General features: G+C 71.4%; 27 protein-coding genes. 19 read left to right on the top strand and 8 right to left on the bottom strand.

Translation table 11 applies throughout. The annotated features are described in order from the left end of the window. Position 1: 1 nt before the first annotated feature. Entirely contained in the window at positions 2-2,038 is a 2,037-nt protein-coding gene (locus QQX13_RS08580; RefSeq protein ID WP_301119065.1) for a DUF6049 family protein, read from the bottom strand. Further along, complete coding sequence (locus QQX13_RS08575; RefSeq protein ID WP_301119066.1) at positions 2,035-2,580, bottom strand: NUDIX hydrolase; 546 nt, start codon at positions 2,578-2,580, stop codon at positions 2,035-2,037. The genes QQX13_RS08580 and QQX13_RS08575 overlap by 4 nt, the downstream gene beginning before the upstream one ends. Before the next feature lie 77 nt (positions 2,581-2,657). On the opposite strand from QQX13_RS08575, the gene QQX13_RS08570 reads away from it, so the two are divergent. Next, on the top strand, positions 2,658-4,118 hold the full coding sequence (locus QQX13_RS08570; protein ID WP_301119067.1) for a CCA tRNA nucleotidyltransferase: 1,461 nt from the start codon (positions 2,658-2,660) through the stop codon (positions 4,116-4,118). A 321-nt stretch (positions 4,119-4,439) separates the two neighbouring features. Next, entirely contained in the window at positions 4,440-5,342 is a 903-nt protein-coding gene (locus QQX13_RS08565; RefSeq protein ID WP_301119068.1) for an endonuclease domain-containing protein, read from the top strand. A 28-nt stretch (positions 5,343-5,370) separates the two neighbouring features. Here QQX13_RS08565 and ald read toward each other — a convergent pair whose 3' ends face one another. Beyond that, positions 5,371-6,465, bottom strand: coding sequence for an alanine dehydrogenase (gene ald / locus QQX13_RS08560; RefSeq protein WP_301153110.1), 1,095 nt, complete (start codon positions 6,463-6,465; stop codon positions 5,371-5,373). Between the two features lie 131 nt (positions 6,466-6,596). On the opposite strand from ald, the gene QQX13_RS08555 reads away from it, so the two are divergent. Then, entirely contained in the window at positions 6,597-7,133 is a 537-nt protein-coding gene (locus tag QQX13_RS08555) for an Lrp/AsnC family transcriptional regulator (protein ID WP_301153108.1), read from the top strand. Positions 7,134-7,196: 63 nt separating this feature from the next. On the opposite strand, the gene QQX13_RS08550 is transcribed toward QQX13_RS08555, so the two are convergent. Then, complete coding sequence (locus tag QQX13_RS08550) at positions 7,197-8,519, bottom strand: MFS transporter (protein WP_301153106.1); 1,323 nt, start codon at positions 8,517-8,519, stop codon at positions 7,197-7,199. A gap of 35 nt (positions 8,520-8,554) precedes the next feature. Here QQX13_RS08550 and QQX13_RS08545 point away from each other — a divergent pair, with 35 nt between their 5' ends. From QQX13_RS08545 to QQX13_RS08510, 8 genes are all read left to right on the top strand, one after another. Beyond that, complete coding sequence (locus QQX13_RS08545) at positions 8,555-9,913, top strand: acyltransferase family protein (RefSeq protein WP_301153104.1); 1,359 nt, start codon at positions 8,555-8,557, stop codon at positions 9,911-9,913. 31 nt (positions 9,914-9,944) lie between these two features. Beyond that, positions 9,945-10,403: a DUF805 domain-containing protein gene (locus tag QQX13_RS08540; RefSeq protein ID WP_301119073.1), complete on the top strand. Its 459-nt coding sequence runs from the start codon at positions 9,945-9,947 to the stop codon at positions 10,401-10,403. Next, entirely contained in the window at positions 10,400-11,038 is a 639-nt protein-coding gene (locus QQX13_RS08535) for a LysE family translocator (protein ID WP_301119074.1), read from the top strand. The genes QQX13_RS08540 and QQX13_RS08535 overlap by 4 nt, the downstream gene beginning before the upstream one ends. A gap of 109 nt (positions 11,039-11,147) precedes the next feature. Further along, positions 11,148-11,525: a DUF805 domain-containing protein gene (locus QQX13_RS08530; protein WP_301153103.1), complete on the top strand. Its 378-nt coding sequence runs from the start codon at positions 11,148-11,150 to the stop codon at positions 11,523-11,525. Positions 11,526-11,586: 61 nt separating this feature from the next. Then, entirely contained in the window at positions 11,587-12,264 is a 678-nt protein-coding gene (locus QQX13_RS08525) for an SDR family oxidoreductase (RefSeq protein ID WP_301153102.1), read from the top strand. Between the two features lie 107 nt (positions 12,265-12,371). Then, on the top strand, positions 12,372-12,749 hold the full coding sequence (locus QQX13_RS08520) for a DUF805 domain-containing protein (RefSeq protein ID WP_301119077.1): 378 nt from the start codon (positions 12,372-12,374) through the stop codon (positions 12,747-12,749). A gap of 27 nt (positions 12,750-12,776) precedes the next feature. Beyond that, positions 12,777-13,154, top strand: coding sequence for a DUF805 domain-containing protein (locus QQX13_RS08515; RefSeq protein ID WP_301119078.1), 378 nt, complete (start codon positions 12,777-12,779; stop codon positions 13,152-13,154). Between the two features lie 97 nt (positions 13,155-13,251). Continuing rightward, positions 13,252-13,758: a DUF805 domain-containing protein gene (locus QQX13_RS08510; RefSeq protein WP_301153101.1), complete on the top strand. Its 507-nt coding sequence runs from the start codon at positions 13,252-13,254 to the stop codon at positions 13,756-13,758. A gap of 222 nt (positions 13,759-13,980) precedes the next feature. Here the strand turns inward: QQX13_RS08510 and QQX13_RS08505 are convergent, their stop codons facing one another. Next, on the bottom strand, positions 13,981-15,075 hold the full coding sequence (locus tag QQX13_RS08505; protein WP_301153100.1) for an inositol-3-phosphate synthase: 1,095 nt from the start codon (positions 15,073-15,075) through the stop codon (positions 13,981-13,983). Positions 15,076-15,091: 16 nt separating this feature from the next. After that, entirely contained in the window at positions 15,092-15,679 is a 588-nt protein-coding gene (locus tag QQX13_RS08500; protein ID WP_301119081.1) for a PadR family transcriptional regulator, read from the bottom strand. A 227-nt stretch (positions 15,680-15,906) separates the two neighbouring features. Between QQX13_RS08500 and QQX13_RS08495 the strand changes: the two genes are divergently transcribed. Then, the gene (locus QQX13_RS08495; RefSeq protein ID WP_301153099.1) at positions 15,907-18,264 is read left to right on the top strand and encodes a transglycosylase domain-containing protein; all 2,358 of its coding nucleotides are present in this window, start codon (positions 15,907-15,909) and stop codon (positions 18,262-18,264) included. Between the two features lie 17 nt (positions 18,265-18,281). On the opposite strand, the gene QQX13_RS08490 is transcribed toward QQX13_RS08495, so the two are convergent. Further along, positions 18,282-19,322: a lipid II:glycine glycyltransferase FemX gene (locus QQX13_RS08490; protein WP_301119083.1), complete on the bottom strand. Its 1,041-nt coding sequence runs from the start codon at positions 19,320-19,322 to the stop codon at positions 18,282-18,284. Between the two features lie 19 nt (positions 19,323-19,341). After that, a complete protein-coding gene (locus QQX13_RS08485) occupies positions 19,342-20,601 on the bottom strand; it encodes a carboxylate--amine ligase (RefSeq protein WP_301119084.1) in 1,260 nt (419 codons plus the stop codon). A 206-nt stretch (positions 20,602-20,807) separates the two neighbouring features. Between QQX13_RS08485 and rpsF the strand changes: the two genes are divergently transcribed. The 7 genes from rpsF (at position 20,808) to QQX13_RS08450 (ending at position 26,350) form a co-directional block, all read left to right on the top strand. Next, positions 20,808-21,098 carry a 30S ribosomal protein S6 gene (gene rpsF, locus QQX13_RS08480; RefSeq protein ID WP_301119085.1) on the top strand — a complete coding sequence of 97 codons (291 nt, stop codon included), beginning with the start codon at positions 20,808-20,810 and terminating at the stop codon, positions 21,096-21,098. Positions 21,099-21,153: 55 nt separating this feature from the next. Next, positions 21,154-21,663, top strand: coding sequence for a single-stranded DNA-binding protein (locus QQX13_RS08475; protein ID WP_301119086.1), 510 nt, complete (start codon positions 21,154-21,156; stop codon positions 21,661-21,663). 27 nt (positions 21,664-21,690) lie between these two features. After that, entirely contained in the window at positions 21,691-21,927 is a 237-nt protein-coding gene (gene rpsR / locus QQX13_RS08470) for a 30S ribosomal protein S18 (protein ID WP_301119087.1), read from the top strand. A gap of 15 nt (positions 21,928-21,942) precedes the next feature. Next, positions 21,943-22,389 carry a 50S ribosomal protein L9 gene (rplI, locus tag QQX13_RS08465; protein WP_301119088.1) on the top strand — a complete coding sequence of 149 codons (447 nt, stop codon included), beginning with the start codon at positions 21,943-21,945 and terminating at the stop codon, positions 22,387-22,389. 466 nt (positions 22,390-22,855) lie between these two features. Further along, positions 22,856-23,785, top strand: a complete 930-nt coding sequence (locus tag QQX13_RS08460) for a DUF559 domain-containing protein (protein ID WP_301119089.1) — start codon at positions 22,856-22,858, stop codon at positions 23,783-23,785. A gap of 524 nt (positions 23,786-24,309) precedes the next feature. Next, positions 24,310-25,683 (top strand): replicative DNA helicase, encoded by a 1,374-nt coding sequence (gene dnaB / locus QQX13_RS08455; protein ID WP_301119090.1) that lies wholly within the window; start codon positions 24,310-24,312, stop codon positions 25,681-25,683. A 106-nt stretch (positions 25,684-25,789) separates the two neighbouring features. Next, entirely contained in the window at positions 25,790-26,350 is a 561-nt protein-coding gene (locus QQX13_RS08450) for a redoxin family protein (protein ID WP_301119091.1), read from the top strand. Positions 26,351-26,358: the final 8 nt, after the last annotated feature.

Below are 26,358 nucleotides of genomic sequence, written 5' to 3'. Positions count from 1 at the left end.
GTCACGCATCGTCCCCCGAGGTCGAGGTCCCGGCAGGCGCGGACGCGTCGCCGGCCTCGGGCTGCGGGCCGGTCCGGGTGTCCTTGCGCCCGCGGCGGATGGTGCGGATCACGCCCATGATGAGCAGCAGCACCAGGCCCGCGGTGAACACCGCCGTGACGGCGTTGCCCCAGTCCGCGCGCACCCTCACGCTCAGCGCGGTGCTGGGGCCCAGCGCGGTCCCGTCCGCGTTGCGCAGCACGATCGCGGCGTTCACGTCGGCCGTCGACACGGCCTCCACCTCGACCAGGACGGTCATCGAGGACGAGGCGGGCACGGTCACGGTCGGCGCGTCGCGGACCTGCAGGTTGGGAGAGAAGGACGTGACGTCGACGGTCACCTCCGCGGGCACCGTCAGCTCGTTGCGCACGTTCACCGGCACGGAGCCCTTGGCCGCGATCAGGTTGATGTCGGAGCCGGCGGGAACCGAGAGCGAGTCGAGCAGGTCCTCCGCGCGGGCCGTCGCGCCGGCGAGGGCGGCCTCCCGCCGCTCCGGCTCGTCGCGCAGCGACGTCGCCAGCGGCTCGAGCAGCGTGGTGCCGAGCGGGCCCAGCACGCTCTCGGGGTCCTCCACGGTGACCGCGAGGGCGTTGCCGCGCTCGAGCCGATGGACCTGTCCGACCACGGCGGACGTGGACACGTCCGCGTCGGTGAGCTGGTCGTCCGCAGGCACGGTCAGCGCGGGGGCCGCGGCGTCGGCGAGCAGCGAGGTGACGTCCACGGTGGTCACGAACGGCGCCTCCGCGATCGCCGTCAGGGCCGCGGGGTCCGCGCCCAGGGCGAGCCAGCCGGGATCCGGCGCGATCAGCACGGGCCCGCTCGCGTCGGCGGCGATCAGCGCGGCCGTGGCGACCGCGGTCGCGGGGGTCTCGAGCGCGGCCTCGGCGGCGACCACGGCCGACAGCGTCGGCTCGGGCGACAGGACGGCGAGCCCCGTCTCCGCCTCGCGCTCGATCGCTGCCTCACCCGCCGTCGCCGACCCATCCATCAGCAGCGCTGCGCTCGCGCCCCCGGAGGAGAGCAGCGCGACCGTCGCCGCATCGAGTCCGACCACCGGCGAGATCCAGGCGGAGTCGTGGGTGGCGGAGGTCGAGGTCCCGCGCGCACGCTCGACCGCGAACGCGAGGAGCGAGTCGTCGCCCGCGTGCGCGAGGGAGAGGACGTCGGGGACGTACGCGGGCATCCGCAGCACCGTGCGGCCCGACAGGGCGACGCCACCCGCATCGAGCCCGATCAGCTGGGTCCCGTCCGTGGCGATCGCGACGTCCTGCAGCCCGGGCGCGTCCGTCACCGTCGACATCGCCGCACCGGGGCCTGCGGCGGTGACGAGCATCGCCGCCTCCAGCTCGGGGATCCCGTCGCCGGCCCACGTGATGACGCCGGTGGAGATCGTGGTGCGCACGCCGCCCGCCACGAGGGTGACGGAGAGGCCGTAGACCCCCCACGCATCGTCCGGCAGGCCCAGATCCTCGCCCGCCGCGGCGACGGCGGCGAGGGTGCTGCCGCCCGCGGCGAGACGATGCACGGTGGCGGGCTCCGCGTCGGGGTCGGCGTCCGGGTCCGGGGCCGTGGGCACGGCGGCGCCGACGGGCGTCGTGCCGACCGTGGCGAGGCCCGACGGGGCCGACAGGAAGCGGTCGACCGCGGTGGTCGAGGTCAGCGGTGCGGTGGTCAGCGCGAGCTCGAGCACCGCATCGTCCAGCGCCTCCGACGTGCCGTTGGTGATGCGCGCGAGGGCGCGGATCGACCCGCCGGGCTCCGCGACGCTCGCCGGGTACATCACGAGCTCGGCCGTCAGCGTGCCGACGGGGACCGCCGGTTCCGCGGTCGGGGCGCTCGACGCGCTCGGCGCGGGCGTGTCCGACGCGTCCGGGGTGGGCGTCGCGGTCGCGGGAGCGGCGGCGCCGAGGGCGACGCCCGCGCCCAGCGCGAGCGCGGACGCGAGGGCGAGCAGGCGCGCGAACGGGCGCGGCACGGTCATGGCGCCGGTTCCGGTCACGGCGTGATGGCGAGCAGCCGGGCCGCGGCGGTCGCCATCTTGCGCTCGTTCGGATACGCCAGCTCCTGGGCGAGCGTGGAGACGGGGATCCACCGGGCGACCTCCGCCTCGTGGTCCGGGTCGTTCTCCGTGGTGATGATCCCGCCCTTGGCCTCGAGCAGGTAGTGGTGCACCACCTTGTGCACGCGGCGGTCGTCGCCCGTGAACCAGTAGTCGATGATGCCGAGCGGCTGGATGATCTCAGCGTCGATGCCCGTCTCCTCGGCCACCTCGCGCACCGCGGCGATCTCGGGCGTCTCGCCCTCCTCGATGTGGCCCTTCGGCAGGCACCACTCGAGTCGCCCGGCACGGTTGCGGCGTCCGATGCACGCCGCGTAGGCGACGCCGTCCTCGACGCGGACGGCGATCCCGCCCGCGGAGGTCTCGTTGCTCACCGGGAGGTGAGGGGCGCGATGCGCGACCGAGTCGCGGCGCTGCCGGAGCGACGCCCCCGCCGGCGGCAACGGCACGGAGCCGGGGCGCGGCGCGGACGGGACTGGCATGGCCCCACTCTAACGACGCTCGGTGAGGGCGAGTGGAGGCGGGACCGCCGCTGTGACCATCTGGGACACTGGTGCGCGTGACCTCCCGCGCCCCCTCTGTGCCCTCGCTCGACGTCCTCCGCCAGCGCGCGGCCGGACTGTGGGGGGCCCTTCCCGCGGACGTGGCCGAGCTGGCCGACCTGTTCGCCGGCGCCGGCCATGAGCTCGCTCTGGTCGGGGGTCCGGTGCGCGACGCGTTCCTGGGCCGTTCCTCCGCCGATCTGGACTTCGCGACCTCCGCGCTCCCGGACCAGACGGAACGGCTGCTGAAGCGATGGACGCGCGCCACCTGGGACATGGGACGCGAGTTCGGGACGATCGGCGGCCGTCGCGGGTCGGTCGTGGTGGAGGTCACCACCTACCGCGCCGACGAGTACGACGGAGCGACGCGCAAGCCCGTGGTGGCGTTCGGTTCCTCGCTGTCTGGCGACCTCGCCCGGCGGGACTTCACGGTGAACGCCATGGCCGTGCGGCTGCCGTCGCTCGAGTTCGTCGACCCGTTCGGCGGCCTGGAGGACCTCGCCGGGGGCCTGCTGCGCACCCCGATCGACCCCGAGGTGTCGTTCGGGGACGACCCGCTGCGCATGATGCGGGCGGCGCGGTTCGCGTCCCAGCTGGGGTTCGAGATCGAGCCCGGCACGTTCGCGGCGATGGCGGCGATGGCGGACCGCCTCGCGATCGTGTCCGCGGAGCGGGTGCGGGACGAGCTGGTCAAGCTCATGCTCGGCGCCGACGTCCGCGCCGGGCTCGGGGCGCTGGTGGACGCCGGTCTCGCCGCGCATGTCCTGCCCGAGCTTCCCGCGCTGAAGCTCGAGGTGGACGAGCACCATCACCACAAGGATGTGTACGAGCACACGCTGACCGTGGTCGAGCAGGCCATCGACCTGGAGACCGACGCGTCGGGTCCGGTGCCCGGTCCCGACCTGGTGCTGCGGCTCGCGGCGCTGCTGCATGACATCGGCAAGCCGCCGACGCGCCGCCTCGAGCCCGGCGGCGGGGTCTCGTTCCATCACCACGAGGTGGTCGGCGCGAAGATGACCGCCAAGCGGCTCAAGGAGCTGCGCTTCGACAAGGACACCATCAAGGCGGTCCAGCACCTGGTCTTCCTCCATCTGCGGTTCCACGGCTACGCGGACGCCCGCTGGTCCGACTCGGCCGTGCGCCGGTACGTGGCGGACGCGGGAGCGGAGCTGGAGCGCCTGCATCGTCTGACCCGGGCGGACGTCACCACGCGCAACCGTCGCAAGGCCGACCGGCTGTCCTTCGCGTACGACGACCTGGAGGCGCGCATCGCCGAGCTGCGCGAGCAGGAGGAGATCGACGCGATCCGCCCCGACCTCGACGGCACGCAGATCATGGCGCTGCTGGGCATCGCCCCGGGGCGCGAGGTGGGTGCCGCGTACAAGCATCTGCTGGAGCTGCGGATGGAGCACGGGCCGCTGGGCGAGGAGCGCGCGGAGGCCGAGCTGCGGGCATGGTGGGAGTCGCGAGGCGCCTGACCGGCGCCCGCCCGCCATCACCGTCCCACTCGCCCCGCCCCTCCGCCCGCCCCCGCCCCACTCCGCCCCCATTTGCCGGGACATGGAGTACTGGTTCTCATGCATCCGAGCCCGCCACGGGACGCTGAGTACTGATCAGCGTCTGGGCCTAAGGGCAGCGGGATCCGCGGTACCGATCACGCCCGATGCCCCCAGGCCCGCGCGTGGACCGGGGAGCTCCACCGGCTCGCGCGCGACCGCCCCGCGGGCGTGGATGGCCACGATGCTCGCGCCATGGGGATCAGAGAGCTCGAATCCACGCTCGCCCGGAGTCTTACGCCCATGTCCTTCGCGGACCTCACGGCGTTCGCCAGCCGTGACGGATTGGCGAGAGCGATCGCCGACCGCCGAATCGTGCGCCTCCTGCCTGACCAGTACACGTCCCCGCTGCACGCGGCCGGATGGCGGCCCAGGTCGCTCGCGGCGCTTCGGTGGGCCGGTTCGAGCAGCGGCCTTGCCGGCGTGTCGGCCTTGTCTGCGTGGGGAGCGGTCGATTCGCCGGGGACGGTGAGCCTGGTCGCGCCGTGGGACAGCAGGCCTCGCGGGCCCGCGTGGCTTCGCGTGCGGCGCAAGGTATCGATGCCCGGCCTCCTCGACGTGGCGGGACTTCGCGTGGTCGATCCTGCGACAGCCGTGCTTCAGGCGCACGCAGAGCTGCCAGCGGGGTCGCGGGCTGAAGCGCTGTACGCGCCGATGCGCCTGGGCCTCGTCTCGCCCCAGGACATCTGGGACGCCCTGGCGCGCACGCCGCGCCTGACGGCTCGACGTGAGCTGGTGGCACGGCTTGCCGACGCCGAGAGCGGAGCGGAGAGCTATCTGGAGGAACGCGGCGGCCGATCGGTGCTCAGGGGACCGGATTTCGCGGGCCTGGAGCGGCAGCACCGGATCGAGGTCGACGGCCAACGTTTTCGGATCGACTCCTTCGACGCGACGACGTTGACCGCGATCGAGTTCGACGGTGAACGCGGCCATTCGAGCCCGGCGGAGAGGCGCAAGGATGCGATACGAGATGCCCTGCTCGCGTCCGTGGGCGTCCTGACCCTGCGCTTCACCTATCCGGATGTGATGGGGCGGCCGGCGTGGTGCAGGGAGGTGGCGCTGCGGACCCTGCGGGCACGGAGCGCCACCCCTGCGTCAGTACTGGCGGTCCCGGAGCGAGCACGCCTGGCTGAGAACCAGTACTGAGTGTCCCGACCGGGGAGGGGCGGGAGGGTCAGACCGCCGCGGGGAGCTGCGGGAAGACCGACGCCACCGGGCCGTGGACGATGCTGCCGCCCACCGTCGCGATGCCGCGCGCCAGGGCGGGGTCCTTGGCCGTGGCGACCTCCCAGCCGTCGTTCGCCAGGCGCACGGCGTAGGGCAGGGTCACGTTGGTGAGGGCGAGGGTCGAGGTGTTGCCCACCGCGCCCGGCATGTTGGCGACGCAGTAGAAGGTCGACCCCTCGACGCTGAACGTCGGCTCGGCGTGGGTCGTGGCCCGCGAGTCCTCGAAGCATCCGCCCTGGTCGATTGCGATGTCGACCAGCACCGAGCCCGGCTTCATGCGCGACACCAGCTCGCGCGACACCAGCTTGGGGGCCTTGGCGCCGGCCACCAGCACGGCGCCGATCACCAGGTCGGCCTCGAGGCACGCCTGCTCGACCTCGTAGGCCGAGGAGACCACGGTCTTGACGCGACCCGCGTACAGCGCGTCGAGGTGGCGCAGGCGCGGCACGGACAGGTCGAGCACGGTCACGTCGGCGCCCATGCCGACCGCCTGGGCGATCGCGTTCTGGCCGGACATGCCGGCGCCGAGCACCGTGACCTTCGCCGGTCGCACCCCGGGGACCCCGCCGAGCAGCACGCCGCGGCCGCCCTGGCTGGACTGCAGCGAGAACGCGCCGACCATGGTGGCCATGCGACCGGCGACCTCGGACATCGGCGCGAGCAGCGGGAGCGAGCCGTCGGCCAGCTCGACGGTCTCGTAGGCGATCGCCGTGGTGCCGGCCTCGACCAGGGCACGGGTGAGGGCCTCGTCGGCGGCGAGGTGGAGGTAGGTGAAGAGCAGCAGGTCCTCGCGCAGGTAGCCGTACTCCGCGGCGATCGGCTCCTTGACCTTGAGCACCATCTCGGCACCCCAGGCCTCGTCGACCGAGACCATGGAGGCACCCGCGGCGACGTACTCGGCGTCCGTGAACGCGCTGCCGAGGCCCGCGCCGGCCTGGACCAGCACCTCGTGGCCGGCCGCGACAAGCTCACGCACACCGGCAGGCGTGATGGCGACGCGGTTCTCGTTGTTCTTGATCTCCTGGGGAACGCCGATGCGCATGGTCTCTCCTCGATGGGACGCGGGCCGTCCCGCATCGTCTTCATGTGACTCGCCAATTCTTGGAGGATCTGCGGCACAATCAAGACTGAGCGAACAAATTGCCCAAGAAGCCGGAGAAGAGGGAAGAATCCGTGGAGAACCAGCCCGCCAGGCCGTCCGCACCGACGAATCTTCGGCCACCCGACCTCGACCAGCTCGACGAGCGCATCCTCTGGGAGCTCATGCGCGACGCGCAGATCACCAACGCGGCGCTCGCGGCCCGGCTCCACGTCTCGCCGTCGACCACGCACGCCCGCGTCCGTGCGCTCAAGGAGGCGGGCGTCATCCGGTCGTCGCACGTGAGCGTGGACTACGCGGCGCTGGGGCTCGACGTCCAAGGCATCGTCTACGTGCGCCTGCGCGCGCAGGCCCGCCCCCAGATCAAGGCCTACGCCCGCAAGGTGATCCGCCTGCCCAACGTGCTGTCGGTGACGTTCATGGGAGGCGAGGTCGACTTCCTGATCCATGTGGCGTGCACGGGCACCGCGCAGCTGCGGGACTTCGTCGCCGAGGAGCTGAGCATGGACCCGGCGGTCGCCTCGACCCACACCAACATCGTGTTCGAGCACCTCACCGGGCTCGAGCACCTGGGTGGCGGCGGGTTCGCGGCGATGCGAGGCGAGGCCTAGGAGGGGGACGATGCGCGGCTCACCAGTACTGACCGTCCCGCAGGGGCCGAACGGCTTCGAGAATCAGTACTTGCTGTCCCGGCCGGAAGGGGGGGTCGGGACCGGGCGGGGCACCCGCGGCGCCTGCGCGTAGAGCGCCGCCACCGCGAGGTACGCGACCGCGACCCCGGCCATGACGAACGCCGAGTAGCCCGACGGCGGCAGCACCAGCGCCCCGATCACCGCCGAGAGGATGAACGCGACGTTGTACGCCATGTCGTAGAGCACGAACGCGCGCCCGCGCACGTGGTCCGCGGTGTCGCGCTGGACGATCGTGTCGACCGCGATCTTCCCGCCCTGCACCGCGAAGCTGACGATCACCGCGGCGGCGAGCAGCGTCCACGGCGCCGCGGACACGGCGAGCAGGGCCTGGCCCAGCGCGCCCACGCCGAGGCAGCCGAGGATCCACCGCTGCCTCTCCACGCGGGGTCCGAGCCACGGCGTGAGGATCGCGGCGAGCCCGAATCCGACCGCCGCGAAGCCCAGCACGATCGAGAACGCACCGAGCGACTGCTCCGGCCGGTCGGGATCGCCGAGCACGTGGCGGGAGATCAGGATCGCGGCCACGAACATCAGCCCGTACAGGAGGCGCTGCGCGCTCATCACCCCGAGCGCGTGGAAGGGCGTCCCGCGACGGTGGAGGTAGCGGACGCCGTCGGCCAGCTCTCCCACCAGAGCCCGCAGCTGCTCGATCGGGTGCAGCGCCTTCAGCGGGTGCTCGGGACCCAGCTCGGTCCGCCTGAGCAGCGTCGACGCCCACGACGCCAGGCCGAACGCGACCCCCGCGCCGGCCAGCGCCGTGAACGCGAGCGAACTGTCCGAGGCCGCGGGAGAGAGGAACGTCACCACCCCGCCGACCGCGGCCCCGGCGGCCGCGGCGATGGTGCCCAGCGTGGGCATGATCGCGTTGGCGGCGAGCAGCTCGTCGGTCGGGACCACGCGCGCGATGCCGGCCGACATCGCCGCCAGCAGGAAGCGGTTGACGGACAGGGTCAGCAGCGCGAGCGCGTACAGCGACCAGAGCGGGCCGTCGAGCAGCAGCACGGCGACGATCACCCCGGCGAGCGCGAGCCGCACCAGGTTGCCCACCAGCAGGATGCGCTGACGCTGCCACCGGTCGATCAGCGGCCCGACGAACGGTCCGACCAGGGTGAACGGCGTCAGCAGCACCGCGAATCCGATCGCTATCTCCGGGGGCGACGCCGCCTGCGTCGGGTCGAAGAAGAAGGCGGTGGCGATGCCCACCTGGAACATGCCGTCGCCGCCCTGGGACAGCAGCCGGGAGTACGTGAGCCGCCGGAACCCGCGCGCGTGCCACAGGCGGCCGAGGTCGCGGGCGAGGGTCACGCGCCCACCCTAGGGGGCGTCGATAGCATCGGACCATGGGGGAAGGCGCGGTCTCCGCCGCCGTGGACGCGACACCGGACACTCGTGACCGGTTCGTCGACCTGATCCGCGTCGGATCGCTGATCGGCGTGGTGCTCGGGCACTTCGCGATGGCGGCGGTGGTCCTCGATCACGCCGACGGCACGGTGGTGGTCGCCAACGTCCTGGAGACGGCGACCTGGACACGCCCGCTGACGCTGCTGTTCCAGGTCATGCCGCTGTTCTTCGTGGTCGGCGGGTTCGCGCATGCGACCTCGTGGCGGAGCCTCCGGGCGCGGGGAGGGGGATACGCCGACTTCGTGCACGCCCGCATCGGCCGGCTGCTGATGCCCACGGCCGTGTTCGTCGCCGTGTGGATGGTGCTGGGCGCGGCGATCGAGCTCGCCTGGCCGGACTCGCCCGCCACCGGTCCGCTGCTGCAGATCTCGGGCCAGCTGCTGTGGTTCATCGGCATCTACCTGATCGCCGCGGCCTTCGCCCCGGCGCTGCTCGCCGCGCACGAGCGCGCCCCGCGCCTCACCCTCGGCGCCCTGGCGAGCGCCGCCGTCGCGGTCGACGTGCTGCGGCTCGCCGTCGGCATCGACGGCGTCAAGTGGCTGAACTTCGCGTTCGTGTGGCTCGCGATCCACCAGCTCGGGTTCCACTACGCCGACGGCGTCGCCGACCGGGTGGGCCCGCGCCGCCTGGGAGGGACGATGCTGGGCGTCGGGGCCGTCGCCCTGCTCGGCCTGGTCACGTGGGGCCCGTACGGGTGGTCCATGGTCTCGTACGCGGGTGAGCCGCTGTCGAACCTCGCACCGCCCACGACGGCGCTGCTCGTGTTCGCGTGCGCGCAGGCCGGCCTGGCCCTGCTGCTGCGCGGACCCGCGAGGCGGCTCCTGGCCCGGCGCCGGGCGTGGACCGTCGTGGTCGCGGGCGGCGCCGTCGCGATGACCGCCTTCCTGTGGCACTTCTCCGCCCTGGTCGCGCTGCACGCCGTCCTGTGGGCGGCGGGCGTCGACCTCGCGGGCGATCCCACCACCGCATCGTTCTGGTGGGGCAAGCTCGCGATGGCGCCGGCGTTCCTGCTCCTGGTCGGCCTGCTGGTCCTGGCCTGGCGGCGCTTCGACCGGCCGCCGGCGCGCGCGGCCCTGGCGGGGCCGGGCGCGGGCCGCGCGACGGTCGCCGCCGTCTCGGTCGCCTGCGCGATCGTCGCCATGCTGGGCTTCGCGGTCGTGGGCTTCCGCGGGGTCGTCTCGGGCTACGTGGGCCACGTGGCGGTGCTGCCGATGACGGTCTGGTCGGCCGCGGTGCTCACCGCGCTGGCGATCGCCCTGGCACGGGTCGCGGTGGTGCGGCGTCCGCGCCGGTCGTAGAGTGACCCGCGGGGGGCAGAGGGGAGCATCCATGGGGTTCATGGAGGCCGTGCGCGGGTGCCTGCGCCGCTACGCGACGTTCCGCGGGCGCGCGCGCCGCAGCGAGATGTGGTGGTTCGTGCTCTACGGCGTGCTGCTCGCGATCCCCGCGAACATCGCCTTCCTGCTGCTGTGGAGCGCCGCCTTCGAGGGCTCGATCACCGGACCCGCGGAGGACCCCGCGATCAATCCGACCGCGGTGAGCTGGGGCGCGTTCACCGCCGCGATCGGCGTGCTGCTGGCCTACGCGCTCCTCTACACGGTGCCGGCGCTCGCGGTGCAGTCGCGCCGCCTGCACGACATGGGCCAGCCCGCGTGGTGGCTGCTGCTCCACCTGATCGGGCTCGGCATCGTGGTCCTGATCATGTGCGCGATGCGCGGCCAGACCGGCTCCAACCGCCACGGACCCGATCCGCGCCTGGTGCCCGTCCCGTCGCGGGCGACGGCGTGATCGCGCCGCACACCCTGCTCGCCTTCTCCGCGCTCGCGGTCGTCGTGATCGTGATCCCGGGGCCGTCGGTGCTGTTCGTGGTGGGCCGCGCGCTGCACCTGGGTCGCGGTCCCGCGCTGGTCTCGGTGGTCGGCAACGCGGCGGGGCCGCTGGTCCACGCGGCGCTGGTCGCGGTCGGCGTCGGCGCGCTGGTCGCGGCGTCGGAGGCGGCGTTCGTGGTGCTCAAGGTGATCGGCGGGCTCTATCTGATCTGGCTGGGGATCCAGGCGATCCGCCACCGTGGCGAGGGGCTCGAGGCGGAGGACGATGGGACGGCGGCCCCGTCGGTGCGACGGCTGCTCGCCGAGTCGTTCACCGTCGGGGTGACGAACCCGAAGACGCTGGTCTTCGTGGCGGCCGTGCTGCCGCAGTTCGCCGACCCCGACCGCGGACCCGTCGCGGCGCAGATCCTGCTGCTCGGGGCGATCTTCGCGGCGCTCGCGGTCGTCTCCGACGGCGTCTACGTTCTGATCGCCTCGGGCGCGCGCGACTGGTTCGCGCGCTCGCCCGGTCGGCTCGCGCGCGTGCGCGCCGCCGGCGGCGGGATGATCGCGGCCCTCGGCGTGGTGGTGCTGCTGTCGCGGCGGGTCGCCTGACGGGTTCGTCGGCGCGCACCCGGCCCGCGCGTGGCGCCCGGAAACACCGTGATGCCTGGCTAGGGTGAGGACACCCCGGCAGCACCCGGACCCACCAGGAGGAGATCTGATGAACGGCTTCACCACCGCGATGTCGAAGTACGCGCAGTTCAGCGGCCGGTCGCGCCGGAGCGAGTTCTGGGGCTACCACCTGACCATCACCGCGATCGTGATCGTGCTGTCGATCGTCTACGGGATCAGCGCCGCGATGGTCGCGAACAGCGGTGAGGGCAACCCGCTCGCCGCCATCTCGCTCGGCATCTTGATCGTGCTCGGCCTGGCGTTCATCGTCCCGACCCTCGCGGTGAACTGGCGTCGATGCCAGGACGTCGGCATGCCCGGCGCGGTCGCGATCATCGGCCTGGTGATCCCGCTCGTGATGTGGATCATCGGCTTCATCCCTGGCACCGAGGGCCCGAACGCCTACGGCGACGACCCGAAGTCCTGAACGCGGGCATCGTCCCGACCCCCGACATGACATCCGGCGCGAACGGGGCCAAGGTGGAGGTATGGCCCACTCCATCGAGCGCGTCGCCATCGTCGGCGGCGCCGGCAAGATCGCCCGCAAGCTGATCCCGCTGCTGCTGCACGAGGGAGTCGAGGTCGTGGCCCTCGCCCGGCATGACGACCAGCTGTCCGAGCTCGGCACCATGGGCGCGATCCCGCGCAGGCTCGACATCGAGGCGGCCCAGCCGGCGGCGTTCGCCGCCGCGTTCGGCGGCTGCGACGCGATCGTCTTCAGCGCGGGCGGCGGACCGGACGGCAACGCCGAGCGTAAGCAGACGGTCGACCTCGAGGGATCGCTCAAGTCGCAGGAGGCGGCGATGCTCCGCGGCGTCCACCGGTTCGTGCAGGTCTCCGCGATCGGCGTCGACAACCCGCCGGACCCCGGGCTCGGCGAGGTGTGGACGGCCTATGTCGAGGCCAAGCGCCGCGCCGACGAGGCGCTGCGGCGGTCGAGCTTCGCGTGGACCATCATCCGCCCGGGCACGCTCACCGATGCGGTCGGCACCGGCTGCGTGAACCTCGGACCCGAGGTTCCGCACCACACGATCCCTCGCATCGACGTCGCCAAGGTGATCGCGGGCTGTCTCGCACGTCCGGCGACGGCGGGCCACCAGTGGGAGGTCGTCACCGGCCCGGTGCCGGTGGGCGAGGCGCTCGATCGGGCCGCCGCCCGCCTCTGACGGCGTCATGCCTGACAGGGCCCCGCGTGGCGCTTCCCCGCGACACCGTCCCTCCGTAGGCTGAGCGTGGCCCGGCGCCGCGTCGGGTGCGAACCTAGGAGAGAACAATGTTCAGCAGCTACAAGGACGTGCTCGGCAAGTACGCCCAGTTCAGCGGCCGCTCGCGCCGGCTCGAGTACTGGGGCTTCGTCGTGATCAACGCGATCATCGTCACCATCCTCGCAATCCTTCTCGCGACCGTCGGCATGGATGCCGACGCCGGCACCTACACGGCGATCGGCTGGGTGCTCGTCGCCGTGATCGTCGTCTACGGCCTGTTCGTGCTGATCCCGTCGCTGGCGCTGCAGTGGCGCCGCTACCAGGACATCGGCTGGGCGGGCGCCGTGTCGATCGTCGGCTGGTTCGTCCCGCTGCTGACCCTGATCGTCTCGTTCATCCCCGGCAACGTCGGCGAGAACCAGTACGGCGCCGACCCCAAGGCCTGACCGGCGCCTCGAACACGGGAGCTCACGATGTTCCACAGCTACGCGGACGTGATCCGCAAGTACGCACAGTTCACCGGTCGCTCACGCCGCAAGGAGTTCTGGGGCTTCGCCCTGGTCAACATCCTGATCTCGGTGGTGTTCAGCATCCTGATCGGCGCGGTCGGCATCGACCGCGACACCAACGAGTACACGCTGATCGGCTGGGTGCTGGTCGCCCTGATCGTCCTGTACGGGCTCTTCATCCTGGTGCCGAACATCGCGCTGCAGTGGCGCCGGTATCAGGACATCGGCTGGGCAGGGCCGGTGTCGATCGTCGGCTGGTTCGTCCCGCTGCTGACCCTGATCGTCGCCTTCATCCCCGGCAACGTCGGCGGCAACGACTACGGACCCGATCCGAAGGCCTGAGCCACCGCATCGTCGCGACGGCCGGATCCCGACGGGGGTCCGGCCGTCGTCGTGTCGGTGCCGCCGCCGGCCCGGGGCGGGCCGCTACCGTGACGCCATGACCTTCGGAGAGTCCATCCGGTACGTGTTCCGCCACCTCACGAGCCTCCAGGGACGCGCGCGCCGCGCCGAGTTCTGGTGGTTCTACCTTTTCCTGCAGCTGGTGAGCATCCCGGTCGGGATCATCGTCGCGGTGCTGCTGGTCGCGGCCTTGGCCCCCGCGCTCGCCTCGATCGACTCGACCACCGGCGAGATCTCCGACTCCGCGGTCGCCGACGTCGCCGGCCCCGTCCTCGCGGTGTACGGCTTCGCGCTGCTGCTCGGCCTCGCCTCCTTCGGGCTCAGCCTCGCGGTCTGGGTGCGACGTCTCCACGACGTCGGGCAGACCGGGCACTGGCTCTGGCTGAACCTGGTGGGCCTCGGGATCGTGCCGCTGATCATGGCGATCATGGACGGCGAGGCCGGTCCGAACCGCTACGGGCCCGACCCGAAGGCCGCCGAGCGGATGCCCGTGGCCGGGTGGCCCCAGCAGCCGGGCTACCCGCCCGTGCCGCCGGTCCAGTAGCGCGGCCACCCCGGCTCAGCCCACCCGGTTCGCGCGCCCACCGTTCCCCCCAATGGAGGATCGGTGCACGCAACCCGGCCGTTTCGGGCTCCGATCCTCCATTTCGCGGGGGGGCGGGGAGAGACCACCGTCCGGGCCGGTGAACGCGAAGACCCCGGGTCCCCCCACAGCGGGGACCCGGGGTCTCGTTCGCCTCAGCTCAGCGGCCGAGCGATGCGCTGATCAGCGCTCGCGCGTGCCGGCGATGAACTCCTCGAGGTGCTGGCGGCCGAGGGTGTCCTCGGTCTGCACCGGCGGGGACTTCATGAAGTAGGTCGCGGCGGACAGGATCGGGCCGCCGATGCCGCGGTCCTTGGCGATCTTCGCGGCGCGCATGGCGTCGATGATGATGCCGGCCGAGTTCGGGGAGTCCCACACCTCGAGCTTGTACTCGAGGTTCAGGGGCACCTCGCCGAAAGCGGAGCCCTCGAGGCGCACGTACGCCCACTTGCGGTCGTCGAGCCACGCGACGTAGTCCGACGGGCCGATGTGCACGTTGCGGTCGTCCTTGACGCCGGCCAGCGGGCCGTTGTCGATGTTGGACGTGACGGCCTGGGTCTTCGAGATCTTCTTGGACTCGAGGCGGTCGCGCTCGAGCATGTTCTTGAAGTCCATGTTGCCGCCGACGTTCAGCTGGTACGTGCGGTCGAGGCGCACCCCGCGGTCCTCGAACAGCTTCGCCATCACGCGGTGCGTGATGGTCGCGCCCACCTGCGACTTGATGTCGTCGCCGACGATCGGCACGCCGGCCTCCTGGAACTTCGCGGCCCACTCCGGGTCGGACGCGATGAACACGGGCAGCGCGTTGACGAAGGCCACGCCCGCGTCGATCGCGCACTGCGCGTAGAACTTGGCGGCCTCCTCGGAGCCCACGGGGAGGTAGCAGACGAGCACGTCGGCCTCGGTGTCCTTGAGCACCTGGACCACGTCGACCGGGGTCTCGTCGGACTCGACGATGGTCTGGCGGTAGTACTTGCCCAGGCCGTCGAGGGTGACGCCGCGCTGGACCTGGATGTCCGTCTTCGGCACATCGCAGATCTTGATGGTGTTGTTCTCGGAGGACTGGGTCGCCTCGACGAGCTCCTTGCCCACCTTCAGCGAGTCCACGTCGAACGCCGCCACGAACTCGATGTCCGAGATGTGGTAGTCGCCGAACTGCACGTGCATGAGGCCCGGGACGGTCTCGTTGGCGTCGGCGTTCTTGTAGAACTCCACGCCCTGGATCAGCGACGTGGCGCAGTTGCCCACGCCGACGATCGCGGCACGAAGCTTGGCCATGTGATGTCTCCTTGGATCAGCGGCCCGCCGAGGCGGAGCCGGGGTTGTCACCGCCGGGGGCGGATCGTTCATTCTCGATGAGCCGGTCGAGCCACTCGACCTCGCGCTCGACCTGCTCGAGGCCGTGGCGCTGCAGCTCGGCGGTGTAGGCGTCGTGGCGCTCATGCATGCGCTTGAGACCGTCCGACACCTCCTCCAGGCGCTCGGAGAGACGGCTGCGCCGTCCCTCCAGGATCCGCAGCCGGGTCGCGGAGTCCGTGTGCGCGAACATGGAGAAGCGCACATCGAACGTGTCGTCGTCCCAGGACGACGCGCCGGAGGAGGCGAGCTCCTCCGCCAGCCGGGCGCGTCCCGCCTCGGTGAGGCTGTACGCGATCCGGGCACGCCGGGACGATGCGGGGGCGGACGAGGCGGGCTCCTCACCGGTGACGGTGATGAGCTCCGCGTCGACCATGCGCCTGAGGCACGGGTACAGGGACCCGTAGCTCAGCGCGCGGAAGGGTCCCAGCTGGGCGCCGAGACGCTTGCGGATCTGATAGCCGTGGAGGGGCTGCTCGCGCAGCATCCCGAGGATGGCGAGCGTGAGCACATCGGTCTTGGCCATGGTCGCCTTCCTCTCCGCCGTGGTGGATCCTCGGCGCGCGGGATTGCGCGTCGATCGAACGGCTAGTTATATCGAACTGATACATCGGAGAAGATACATCACGGAATCGTGACACGCGAATCCGCCCCGCTGGGTCACGAATGCGGGGAGGTGAACGTTATGACACCGATGCGGAGCCCGCACCCCGGCTCCGGCCTGCCCGACGCCTCGATCTCTAAGGTGGACCTGTGACCGATAGCGCCCAGCCGCCCCGACGGCCCACGACCCGCACCGCCGCCGGCGGCACCGCCCCGCGCTCGTCGAGCGCTCCCCAGCGGCGCTCGACCCGGCCCACCACCGGCGCGGCGGCGAGCAAGCCGACCAGCGGCTGGGTGCAGACGGGCGTGACGGCGACCGGGGCATCGTCCGGCGGCAAGGGCGGCGGCGCCGGCGGGAGCGGCGGCGGCAAGCGGCCCACGAAGCAGCCGGAGGGCCCGCGCTGGAAGCGCGTCCTCAAGCGCGTCGGGATCGGCGCGCTCATCGCCGGGCTCGTCGCGATCGCGGTCGGCTCGATCACGCTCATGGTCGTCTACTCGCGGCTCGAGGTCCCCGAGGCGTCCGACGTGGCGCTCGCACAGGCGTCCACCGTGTACTGGGCGGACGGCGAGACGGAGATGGGTCGGATCGGCGAGGTCGACCGCAACATCATCGACTGCGCGGCGCTCCCCGACCACGTGCCGCACGCGATCGTCGCGGCGGAGGACCGCAGCTTCTACACGAACCCGGGCATCGACTTCTTCGGCACCGCCCGCGCGCTGTTCAACACGGTCGTGCTGGGCAAGAAGCAGGGCGGATCGACCATCACCCAGCAGTACGTCGAGCGCTACTACTTCGGGGAGACGACCACCGACATCCCCGGCAAGATCAAGGAGGCGCTGCTCGCGCTCAAGGTGGACTCGGAGCAGACCAAGGACGAGGTCCTCTGCAACTACATGAACACCATCTACTTCGGGCGCGGCGCCTACGGCATCGACGCCGCGGCGCAGGCGTACTTCGCCAAGCCCGCGTCCGAGCTGAGCGTCTCGGAGGCGGCGATGCTGGCCGGGATCATCCCCGCGCCCAGCGCCTGGGACCCGCGCCTCAGCCCCGAGAAGGCGGAGCAGCGGTGGAACTACGTGTTCGACGGCATGGTCGAGGGCGAGTTCATCACCCAGGACGAGCGTGATGCGCAGACCTTCCCCGAGACCGTCGAGTACGTCGCCGCGGACACGTTCGCCGGGCCCACCGGGTACCTGCTGCGGACCGCGATCAACGAGGCGATGAGCGTGCTCGACGTGGACCAGGAGGAGATCGAGCTCGGCGGCTACCGGATCGTCACCACGTTCCAGCCGGACCACCAGCAGGCGGTCGAGGACGCCGTCGCGGCGATGCCCGAGGATCACGCGGACAACCTTCACGTCGCGGCGAGCACGGTGGACGCCACCACCGGCGCCATCACGGCGATGTACGGCGGCGCGGACTACCTGGCCGTCCAGCGCAACGCGGTGACGCAGGACATCGCGCAGGCCGGTTCGACGTTCAAGCCCTTCGCGATGATCGCGGCGCTGTCCACCGGCTGGTCGCTCAACACGACCTACACCTCGGACAACCTGATGACCGTCGAGGGCTTCGACAACCAGGTCCGCAACTTCGGCGGCACCAATTACGGGCGCATCAACATGATCACCGCGACCGAGAAGTCCGTGAACACCTACTACGCGCAGCTCGGCGTCGACGTCGGCAACGACAAGGTCCGGGACGTCGCGATCGCGGCGGGCCTCCCCGAGGACACCGTGGGTCTCGACGCGAACCCGGCCAACGTGCTGGGCACGGCGTCGCCGACCCAGCTGGCCATGGTGCACGCGTACACGACCATCGCGGACACGGGCCTGGAGAAGGATCCGTACAGCGTGCAGACGGTCGTCGACACGGACGGCACCACGGTGTTCGAGCACGAGGTGGACGCGCAGCGCGTGTTCGACGAGGACGTGATCGCTGACGCGACCTACGCGATGCAGCAGGTGGTCAACAGCGGCACCGCGCGCAAGGCGGCGGCGCTGGGCCGTCCCCTCGGCGGCAAGACCGGAACGTCGAACGACAACCGCTCGGCGTGGTTCATCGGCTTCAGCCCGCAAATCGTCGGCGCGGTGTCGCTCTACCAGGTGGGCGAGGACGGCTCGGTCGAGCAGATCACCCCCTTCGGCGGCTACAGCTCGATCACCGGAGGCTCGGTGCCCGCCGACATCTGGGTCGAGATGATGGGCCCGATCCTCGAGGACTACGAGGTCGCCTCGTTCGCGCCCCGGGCGGACGTCGGCGAGGACCGAGGCGTGATCTCGACACCCACGCCGACCCCGTCGAGCACCCCCAGCCCGACGCCGACGGAGACCTCCGAGCCGATCGTCACGCCGAGCCCGACCGAGACCGCCGAGCCCACCCCGACCCCGGAGCCCAGCGCGACTCCCGAGCCGTCGGTGACCGCCGGCGCGTCGGGCGACGGCAACGGGAACGGCAACGGGAACGGCAACGGCACGGGGACGGCCGTCGACGGAGCGCTCGGAGGCTGAGGGCCAGGGTCCGTCCGTCAGCGGATCGCGCGCTTGAGGCGGAGCGCCGTCGTGAGCGCGCGGTAGCGCACTGTCTTGAGCGGCACGTCCCACGCGCCGTCGCACTCGACGATCTCGCCGAACTGCTGCTTGAACTCCCGCACGCCCATGAGCTGCGGGGCGCGCTCGGAGCCGACGCCGAACAGGTCGTACTCGCGGACGCCCTCCGCCTTGAGCGTGGTGAGGATCTCCCACTTGAGGCGGAGGGCCGCGTTCGTGTCGCGCGCCTCGAGGTTGTTCGCCGCGTAGTAGTCGGTGCCGCCGTCCTCGTGCACCACCGCGATGACCCAGGCCACGGCACGGCCGGGGGCCAGGTCGCCGTCCGGCCCCGCGTCGTGACGGCGGGCCACCCAGATCCGCGCGTGCGGGCTGAGCGTGTCGAGCATCGTCAGGTACATCTCCGCCGGAAAGATGCCGAAGCCCGCCCCTGCCGCGGTCTCGCGGTAGATCTCGTAGAGCTCCTCGAACTGCTCGCCCGTCAGGCCGGTCTCCTCGGCGACCGTCATCGCCTCGTCCTTGAGCGTGCGCCGGATCTTGTACCGTCCGCGCTTCGAGAACGACGCCATGATCTGGTCCTCGGGCGCGGTGAGGTCGACGTACACCGTGTGGTCGAAGGTGACGGTCTGGAGCAGCTCGTGCAGGTCGCCCGCCGCGTGGCGCGCGTGCAGGCGGGCGAACACGGCCCACGGGTAGCGCTCGCGCAGCGCGGCCACCAGCGCGTCCCGGATCGCCTTCTCGTTCTCGGGGGTCTGCTCGACCAGGACGATCGGACCGTGCTTCGCCCACACGTAGGGGAAGCCGCGCACCTCGTAACGCGACAGGGACACGACGGCGACCGGCGCATCGTCCGCCCCGATCACCGCGAGGCGGGCGAGGTGCTCGCGGCCCCAGACGGCCGCGTCGTACGCGTCCCACGCGGGCGCCTGCTCGATCGGGACCGGGTGGGGGCCTCGGCGGGCGAGCTCGAGGAACCGGTCGTCGGACACGTCCTCGACGCGCAGCGGCGTGGGCAGGCTCATGGGCTCGAGACTATCCGCGTCAGAAGCCGGACTCGGTGGGCCGCGGGTAGTGCTGGAGGTACTTGCTGACCAGGCGCAGGTCCACCGACCGCACCCACAGGCGCCGCTTGAGGCTCGCGTCGCCCCGGTACCGCAGCGGGTGATGGACGCCGTGGCGGCGCTTCGCGGTGCGGACGCGCGCCCGCAGGCCCGGGTCCAGCAGGTAGCGCAGCAGGAAGCGGTACGGCACCACGCTGTAGAGCACGTCCCGCTCGGGGCTGAGCGGCGCCGGGGCGCCGTCCACATGCGCCGGGAGCAGGTCGCGGGCGAGCACCTCGGCGACGTTGACGCCCGAGGCCGTCACGTAGAAGTTGTTGCGGCCGATGCGCGGGTTGGCCTCGAAGAAGACCTTCTCGCCCGTGCGGCTCGAGACCTTGTAGTCGAAGTTCGCGAAGCCCTCGTAGGCGATGTGGTCGAGCAGGCGGGCCGCCTGGTCGAAGGCCTCGCGGTCGACGCCCGTGAGGATCGCGGCGGGGATCCCGAGCGTGCCCGGAGTGTGCTCCTCGAGCAGCACCTGGCCGCCCGCGACGAGCGTCACCTGGCCCGCGCGGTCGCGGTAGGCGGTGAGCGAGCGCATGTGGGTCTCGTCGCCCGGCACGAACTCCTGGACCAGGAACTCCGACGGGTAGCCGCGCTCCTCGAGGTGGGCCAGCACGTCCACCAGCTCGGCCTCGGACTCGAAGTGATGGATCTTCTGCTTGCCCGGGAACTCGATCGCGAACCAGTCCGCGCTGTTGGAGGGCTTGCCGATCAGCGGGTAGGCGAGGTCGCGCTCGCGCAGCTGCGCGACGGCGTCTGCGGGACCGACCGCGGCCGCGTCGCCGAACGACACGGCCACCGTGAAGGGTGTGCGGATGCCGACCTGGTCGCACGCCTGGGCGAAGGCGACCTTGGAGGAGACGAGGTCGAAGGCCGCGAGCGAGGGGAACGGGACGATCCACCGCGGGTCGAGCCGCTCGCGGTGCTCCGCGAGCACGCGGACGTGCCAGTCGAGGTTGGTGAACAGGAGCAGGTCGTGGTCGGGATGCTCCGCCGCGATCGCGTCGAGCCGCGCGAGCAGCGTCTCCGGGGTGAAGATGTCCGGCTCGATGATCCACCGCGCGAGCGTCGAGTGGCGACCGAAGGTGGTGACGCGCGGCCCGACCACCAGCGACGGCCAGCCGAACCGCTCATGCGCGGCGCGCTGGAACGCGTAGGTCCCGATGTCCCCGCCGAGCCCGACGACCAGTACCTGCCTCACCCGCACCTCCCGATTCGACTCGTCAGTCTAGACGGAGGCGCGCGCCGCTCCCGGGGCGACCGGCGCATCGTCCCTGCGTCCCCTCCACAGGCATGTGGCGCCTCGGGACCTGGTGCCGGTACCATTGCTCGGTGGCCTCGGCCACAGACGCAACCCTCCTGCTGCGGAAAGACCGCAGCCGACCAGACCAGAGGAGGTGGGTATCAATGCGCCAGTACGAAATGATGGTCATCCTTGACCCCGAGATCGACGAGCGGACCGTCGCTCCGTCGCTCGACAAGTACCTGACCGTGATCAGCAACGACAAGGGCACCGTCGACAAGGTCGACATCTGGGGCCGTCGCCGTCTCGCTTATCCGATCAAGAAGAAGGCTGACGGCATCTACGCGGTGATCAACTTCACCTCGGAGTCCGCCACCGCCAAGGAGCTCGAGCGCCAGCTCGGCATCAACGAGGCGATCCTTCGCACCAAGCTGCTCCGCCCGGACGCTCACTAGTCCAGGCCCGCATCCCGACTCTCACCAGCGAATACACGAAACCGAGGGAACACACATGGCAGGCGACACTCAGATCACGGTGGTGGGCAACCTCACCGGTGACCCCGAGCTTCGATTCATCTCCTCCGGCGCCGCGGTCGTGAACTTCACCGTCGCGTCGACCCCCCGCACGTTCGACCGTCAGTCGAACGAGTGGAAGGACGGGGAGACCCTGTTCATGCGGTGCTCCCTCTGGCGTGAGGCCGCCGAGAACGTCGCAGAGTCCCTCACCAAGGGCATGCGCGTGATCGTCACCGGCCGTCTCGTGGCCCGCTCGTGGGAGGCGAACGGCGAGAAGCGCACGGTCACCGAGATGCAGGTCGACGAGGTCGGCCCGTCCCTGAGGTACGCCACGGCCAAGGTCACGCGCACGCAGCGCGGTGGCGGCGGCGGAGGCGGCTTCTCCGGGGGCGGCGGCAACCAGTCGGGCGGCTTCGGTGGTGGCTACGGCGGCGGCTCGCCCGCCGGAGGCTCGAGCAACGACCCGTGGGCGACCGCCCCGGCGTCGGATGAGCCCCCGTTCTAACAGGTACTTTTCATCAGGAGTCTTCACATGGCTAAGCACGACATCCGCAAGCCGCGCAAGAAGGTCAACCCGCTCAAGGCCGCCAAGGTCGACAAGGTTGACTACAAGGACACCGCGCTGCTTCGCAAGTTCATCTCCGACCGCGGCAAGATCCGTTCGCGCCGCGTCACCGGTGTCACCGTCCAGGAGCAGCGCGACATCGCGCGGGCGATCAAGGTCGCTCGTGAGATGGCGCTCCTCCCCTACGCCGGCTCCGGCCGCTGATCGGGGGTCTGTCTCATGGCTAAGGTCATCCTGACCCACGAGGTCTCCGGCCTCGGCATCGCCGGCGACGTCGTCGACGTCAAGGACGGTTACGCCCGCAACTACCTCGTCCCCCGCAAGCTGGCCACCCCGTGGTCGGCGGGTGCCGAGAAGCAGATCGAGGGCCTCCGCAAGGCGCAGCGCGCCAAGGAGATCGCGTCCATCGAGGGTGCTCAGGCCGCGCGCGACGCGCTCCAGGCCTCGCCCGTGGTGGTCTCGGTCAAGGCCGGCGAGTCGGGCCGCCTCTTCGGCGCCGTGTCGCCCGCCGACATCGCGGACGCCATCGGCGACCGCGCCAAGGTCGACAAGCGTCGCATCCACGTGGCGCAGCCGATCAAGGCGCTGGGCGAGTACGAGGTCAAGGTCTCGCTGCACAGCGACGTCGCGGCCAAGGTCACCGTCCAGGTGGTCGCCGCGAAGTAGTCCTCGCGACACACGCGTTCGAGGCCCGGCGCGCCGTCCCCTAGCGGGGGCGGGGCGCCGGGCCTCGATGCATGTCGGGGCGGGTGTCGGGCGTCGGGCGCGAGCCGCGGCTCCGTTGACGCCTCCACCTCCCACCTCCCACCGCCCGCGGCCGCCTTCCGCCGCCTGACCCGCTTCCCGCCCGCTCCGCCTCCCGCCGCTTGATCCGCTTCCCGCCGCTTGATCCGCTTCCCGCCGCCGCGTCCCGCCGCCGCGTCCCGAAATGGAGCTCTGGTGCCCGAAACGGCCGCGTTGCGTGCACTCAACGTCCATTTCGGCTCAGCGGGCGCCTGGCGGCCGGCGGCTCGGCGGGCTCACCAGGTCTCCGGTGCGAGGACCGATGTCGACAGGCCCCCGCGCGTTCCCGCCCGTGCCCGCCGCCGGTCGACCGACGCCGCGCCCGCCGATGCCGGCCCACGATCTGGCCATGGGGACTCACAGGGCGCTCGTGGCACGTCTGACCGACGAGGTCGATCGGATGCGGCGCGGCAGGATCGCGGCGCCCCGAGGTGCGCTGCTTCGCGTGCTCGGGCGGCGGTTGCTGGAGCGGGCCGTCGAGAGCGGCGTGCTGGTGCGACTGCTGCCCGGCGTCTACGCGCCCGCCGACCTGGCGACGGATCACCGCGTGCTCTGCCATGCGGTGACGCTGGCCTCGCGAGGGCGCGCCACCATCGCAGGCCGCTCTGCTCTGCACCTGGTGAACGACGCGTACCCGGCGCCCCGCGTGGTCCAGGTGATCGTCGACCCGAGCAGCCACGCTCCCCGCGCCCCATGGATCCAGGCACGTCGCATCCCCGCTCCAGGGCCCGCGTGGACGCTTCGCCGTTGCCGCGTGCTGACGCCGCCGGATGCGGTGGTCGACGCCTGGGCGCGCGCCCCGGTCGAGCGGCGGCGCGCGGTCCTGTACGACGCGCTGTGGCTGCGATGCGCGGCACCTGCGGCGATCGCGGAGGCCTCGTCCGGGCGCGGCAAGGTCCCCCAGCGTGCCGAGCTCCTGGCGATTCTCGGCGAGTTCATCGACGGGGCGCAGTCGCCCGGTGAGGTGATGGCACGGCGCGAGGTCTTCCGCCATCCACGGTACGACGAGTTCGAACGGCAGGTCCCGGTCGTCGGTGACGGGCGCGGGCGGCCTGTCGACATGCTCCATCGTCGGGCCCGCCTGGCGGTCGAGATCGACTCCGACTCGTATCACGGCGCCCCGGAGGACGTGGCTCGGGACCACCGGCGCGATGTCGAGCTCAGCGCGCTCGGCTACCAGACGGTCCGCTACCGGTACCGAGACCTGAGAGACCGGCCCGAGTGGTGCCGCCGGACCCTCGACCGGATCGTCGCGGTCCGGCTGCGAGATCTCGCCTGAGCGCTGGGGCCGGTTCAAGGAGGTGTAGTGGCCGATCGGCGTCCGAAAGAGGGCGGTCTCGGGCACGGATCCTCCATTTCGGCGGAGGGCCGGGTTGGAGGAGTGCGGGGCAGGTCGGGCGCGCGGGGTCGTCCCGGGGCGTGTGAACGTTCGCATGGCGCGCGTCCGGGAGGGCGCCCGCGGCGGCGGGACGATGCGGATTGCGGCACCGCGCGCCGACACGCCGAAGCGCGACACGCCGAGGACTTTGTCCCCCGCGGTTTCCACAGCGGTGCGTCCAGCGAAATCCCTGGCAGGCACAGGGTTAAACGTCACGTTGACGGTTCATCCACATTTTCCTCCACACCCTCCCCAGGGAGTTGTCCACGGTTCCTCCACTGTGGATAACGAGTTCTCCACGGTCCGTCCACGGTCGGGGCGCTCGCGGATTTGAGCCGCCGCGCCGGGCGCTCTACATTCGCGTGTCTGACCCCCGCGCGACACTGATGGCGTCCGGGGCTCACCCGTACAGGAGAGGGAGCACGATGTCGGTCGACGAGCTCGAGGCCGCGTACGCCGGAGGCGGCGAGCGCGCCACGTTCGATCGCGTGCCGCCGCAGAACCTGGAGGCCGAGCAGTCGGTCCTCGGCTCGATGATGTTGTCCAAGGACGCGATGGCCGACGTCATCGAGGCCGTGCGCGGCGACGACTTCTACAAGCCCGCGCACGAGACGATCTTCGAGGTCGCGGTCAAGCTGTACAACACCGGAGACCCCGTCGACGCGCTCACGGTGTCCGCCGAGCTGCAGCGCCGGGGCGAGTTGGCGCGGGTCGGCGGAGCGGAGTACCTCCACACCCTCATCGCCTCGGTCCCGTCGGCGGCGTCCGCAGGCTACTACGCCCGGATCGTGCGCGAGCAGGCGATCCTGCGGAAGCTGGTCGAGGCAGGCACGCGGATCGCGAACCTCGGGTACGCCGGCGAGGGTTCGGAGGTCGACCAGATCGTCGACGCCGCCTCGTCTGAGATCTTCGCCGTGACCGAGCGCCGCAACTCCGAGGACTACCTCCCTATCGGCGAGATCATGGAGCGCACTCTCGAGGAGGTCGACGCGGCGTCCTCGCGCGACGGCAAGATGCTCGGCGTCCCGACGGGCTTCCGCGACCTCGACGACCTCACGGGTGGCCTCCAGGCCGGTCAGATGGTGGTCATCGCGGCCCGACCCGCGGTCGGAAAGTCGACGCTCGGTCTCGACATCGCGCGCTCGTGCGCGATCCACCACAACAAGGCCGCCGTCATCTTCTCCCTCGAGATGAGCCGCGAGGAGATCACCAAGCGCATGCTCTCCGCCGAGGCGAGCGTCAAGCTGTCGAGCCTGACCAAGGGCCCGATGGGGCCGAGCGACTGGGAGCGGCTCGCCCAGACCGCCGCGAAGGTCGCGAAGGCGCCGCTGTTCATCGACGACAGCCCCAACATGTCGCTCATGGAGATCCGCGCCAAGTGCCGCCGCCTCAAGCAGCAGCACGACCTCAAGCTGATCGTGGTCGACTACCTGCAGCTCATGACCTCGGGTCGCAAGGTCGAGTCCCGTCAGCAGGAGGTCTCGGAGTTCTCCCGTGCGCTCAAGCTGCTCGCGAAGGAGGTCGAGGCGCCGGTGATCGCGATCTCGCAGCTGAACCGAGGCTCGGAGCAGCGCGGCGACAAGAAGCCCATGCTGTCGGACATGCGTGAGTCGGGTGCGATCGAGCAGGACGCGGACATCGTGATCCTCCTGCACCGCGAGGACGTCTACGACCGCGAGAACCGCCCCGGGGAGGCCGACTTCATCGTCGCCAAGCACCGCGCCGGACCCACCGACACCATCGAGGTGGCGTTCCGCAAGGACTACGCGCACTTCACCGACATGGCGCGGGACCTCTGAGGTCGCACCCATCCGGTCCACCGGGGTCTCCGAAGACCTCGCAGGACGATCCTGGGGAGGGACGATGCGACGAGGCGGGGCCGCGGTTGCGGCGACGATAACGACCATGGCGGGGCTGCTGGTGCTCGCCGGATGCGCGAGCGGCGGCACGGCGGAGGACGCGGCCGCGCCCGGCGCTGCAGCGACCTCCGAGGATGCTGTGATGACGCCCGAGGCGTCCACCGAGCCCACCGATGACGACGCCATGATGACCGGCACCGACGGCGATGCCGCGATGGCGGCCATCATCGACGGAGCCGACTTCGACCCCGCATCGTTGGCCGGCACCGACACGGTCCTGTGGTTCTGGGCGCCGTGGTGCCCGACGTGCCAGCGCCAGGCGGGACTCGTCAACGAGGCGCTGCCGCAGCTCCCCGACGGCGTCGAGTTCATCGGGGTGGCCGGGTTGACCGACTCCGAGGATCAGGTCGACCAGTTCATCGACGAGTACGGCGTCCAGGACATGACGCACGTGGTCGACCTCGAGGGCGACACCTGGCGGTACTTCGAGGTCGCGTCCCAGTCGACGTTCGTGTTCCTCGACGACTCGGGCATGGTCACGGTGACCGGCGCGGGCACGACCGTCGAGGAGATCGTCACCCGCGCGGAGGAGCTCGCCGCGAGCTGACGAGTCCG

The organism is Demequina lignilytica, assembly GCF_030418375.1.
GTDB lineage: Bacteria > Actinomycetota > Actinomycetes > Actinomycetales > Demequinaceae > Demequina > Demequina lignilytica.
Note: the sequence above shows the minus strand (reverse complement) of the source record. Positions and strands in the feature narration are given on the sequence as shown.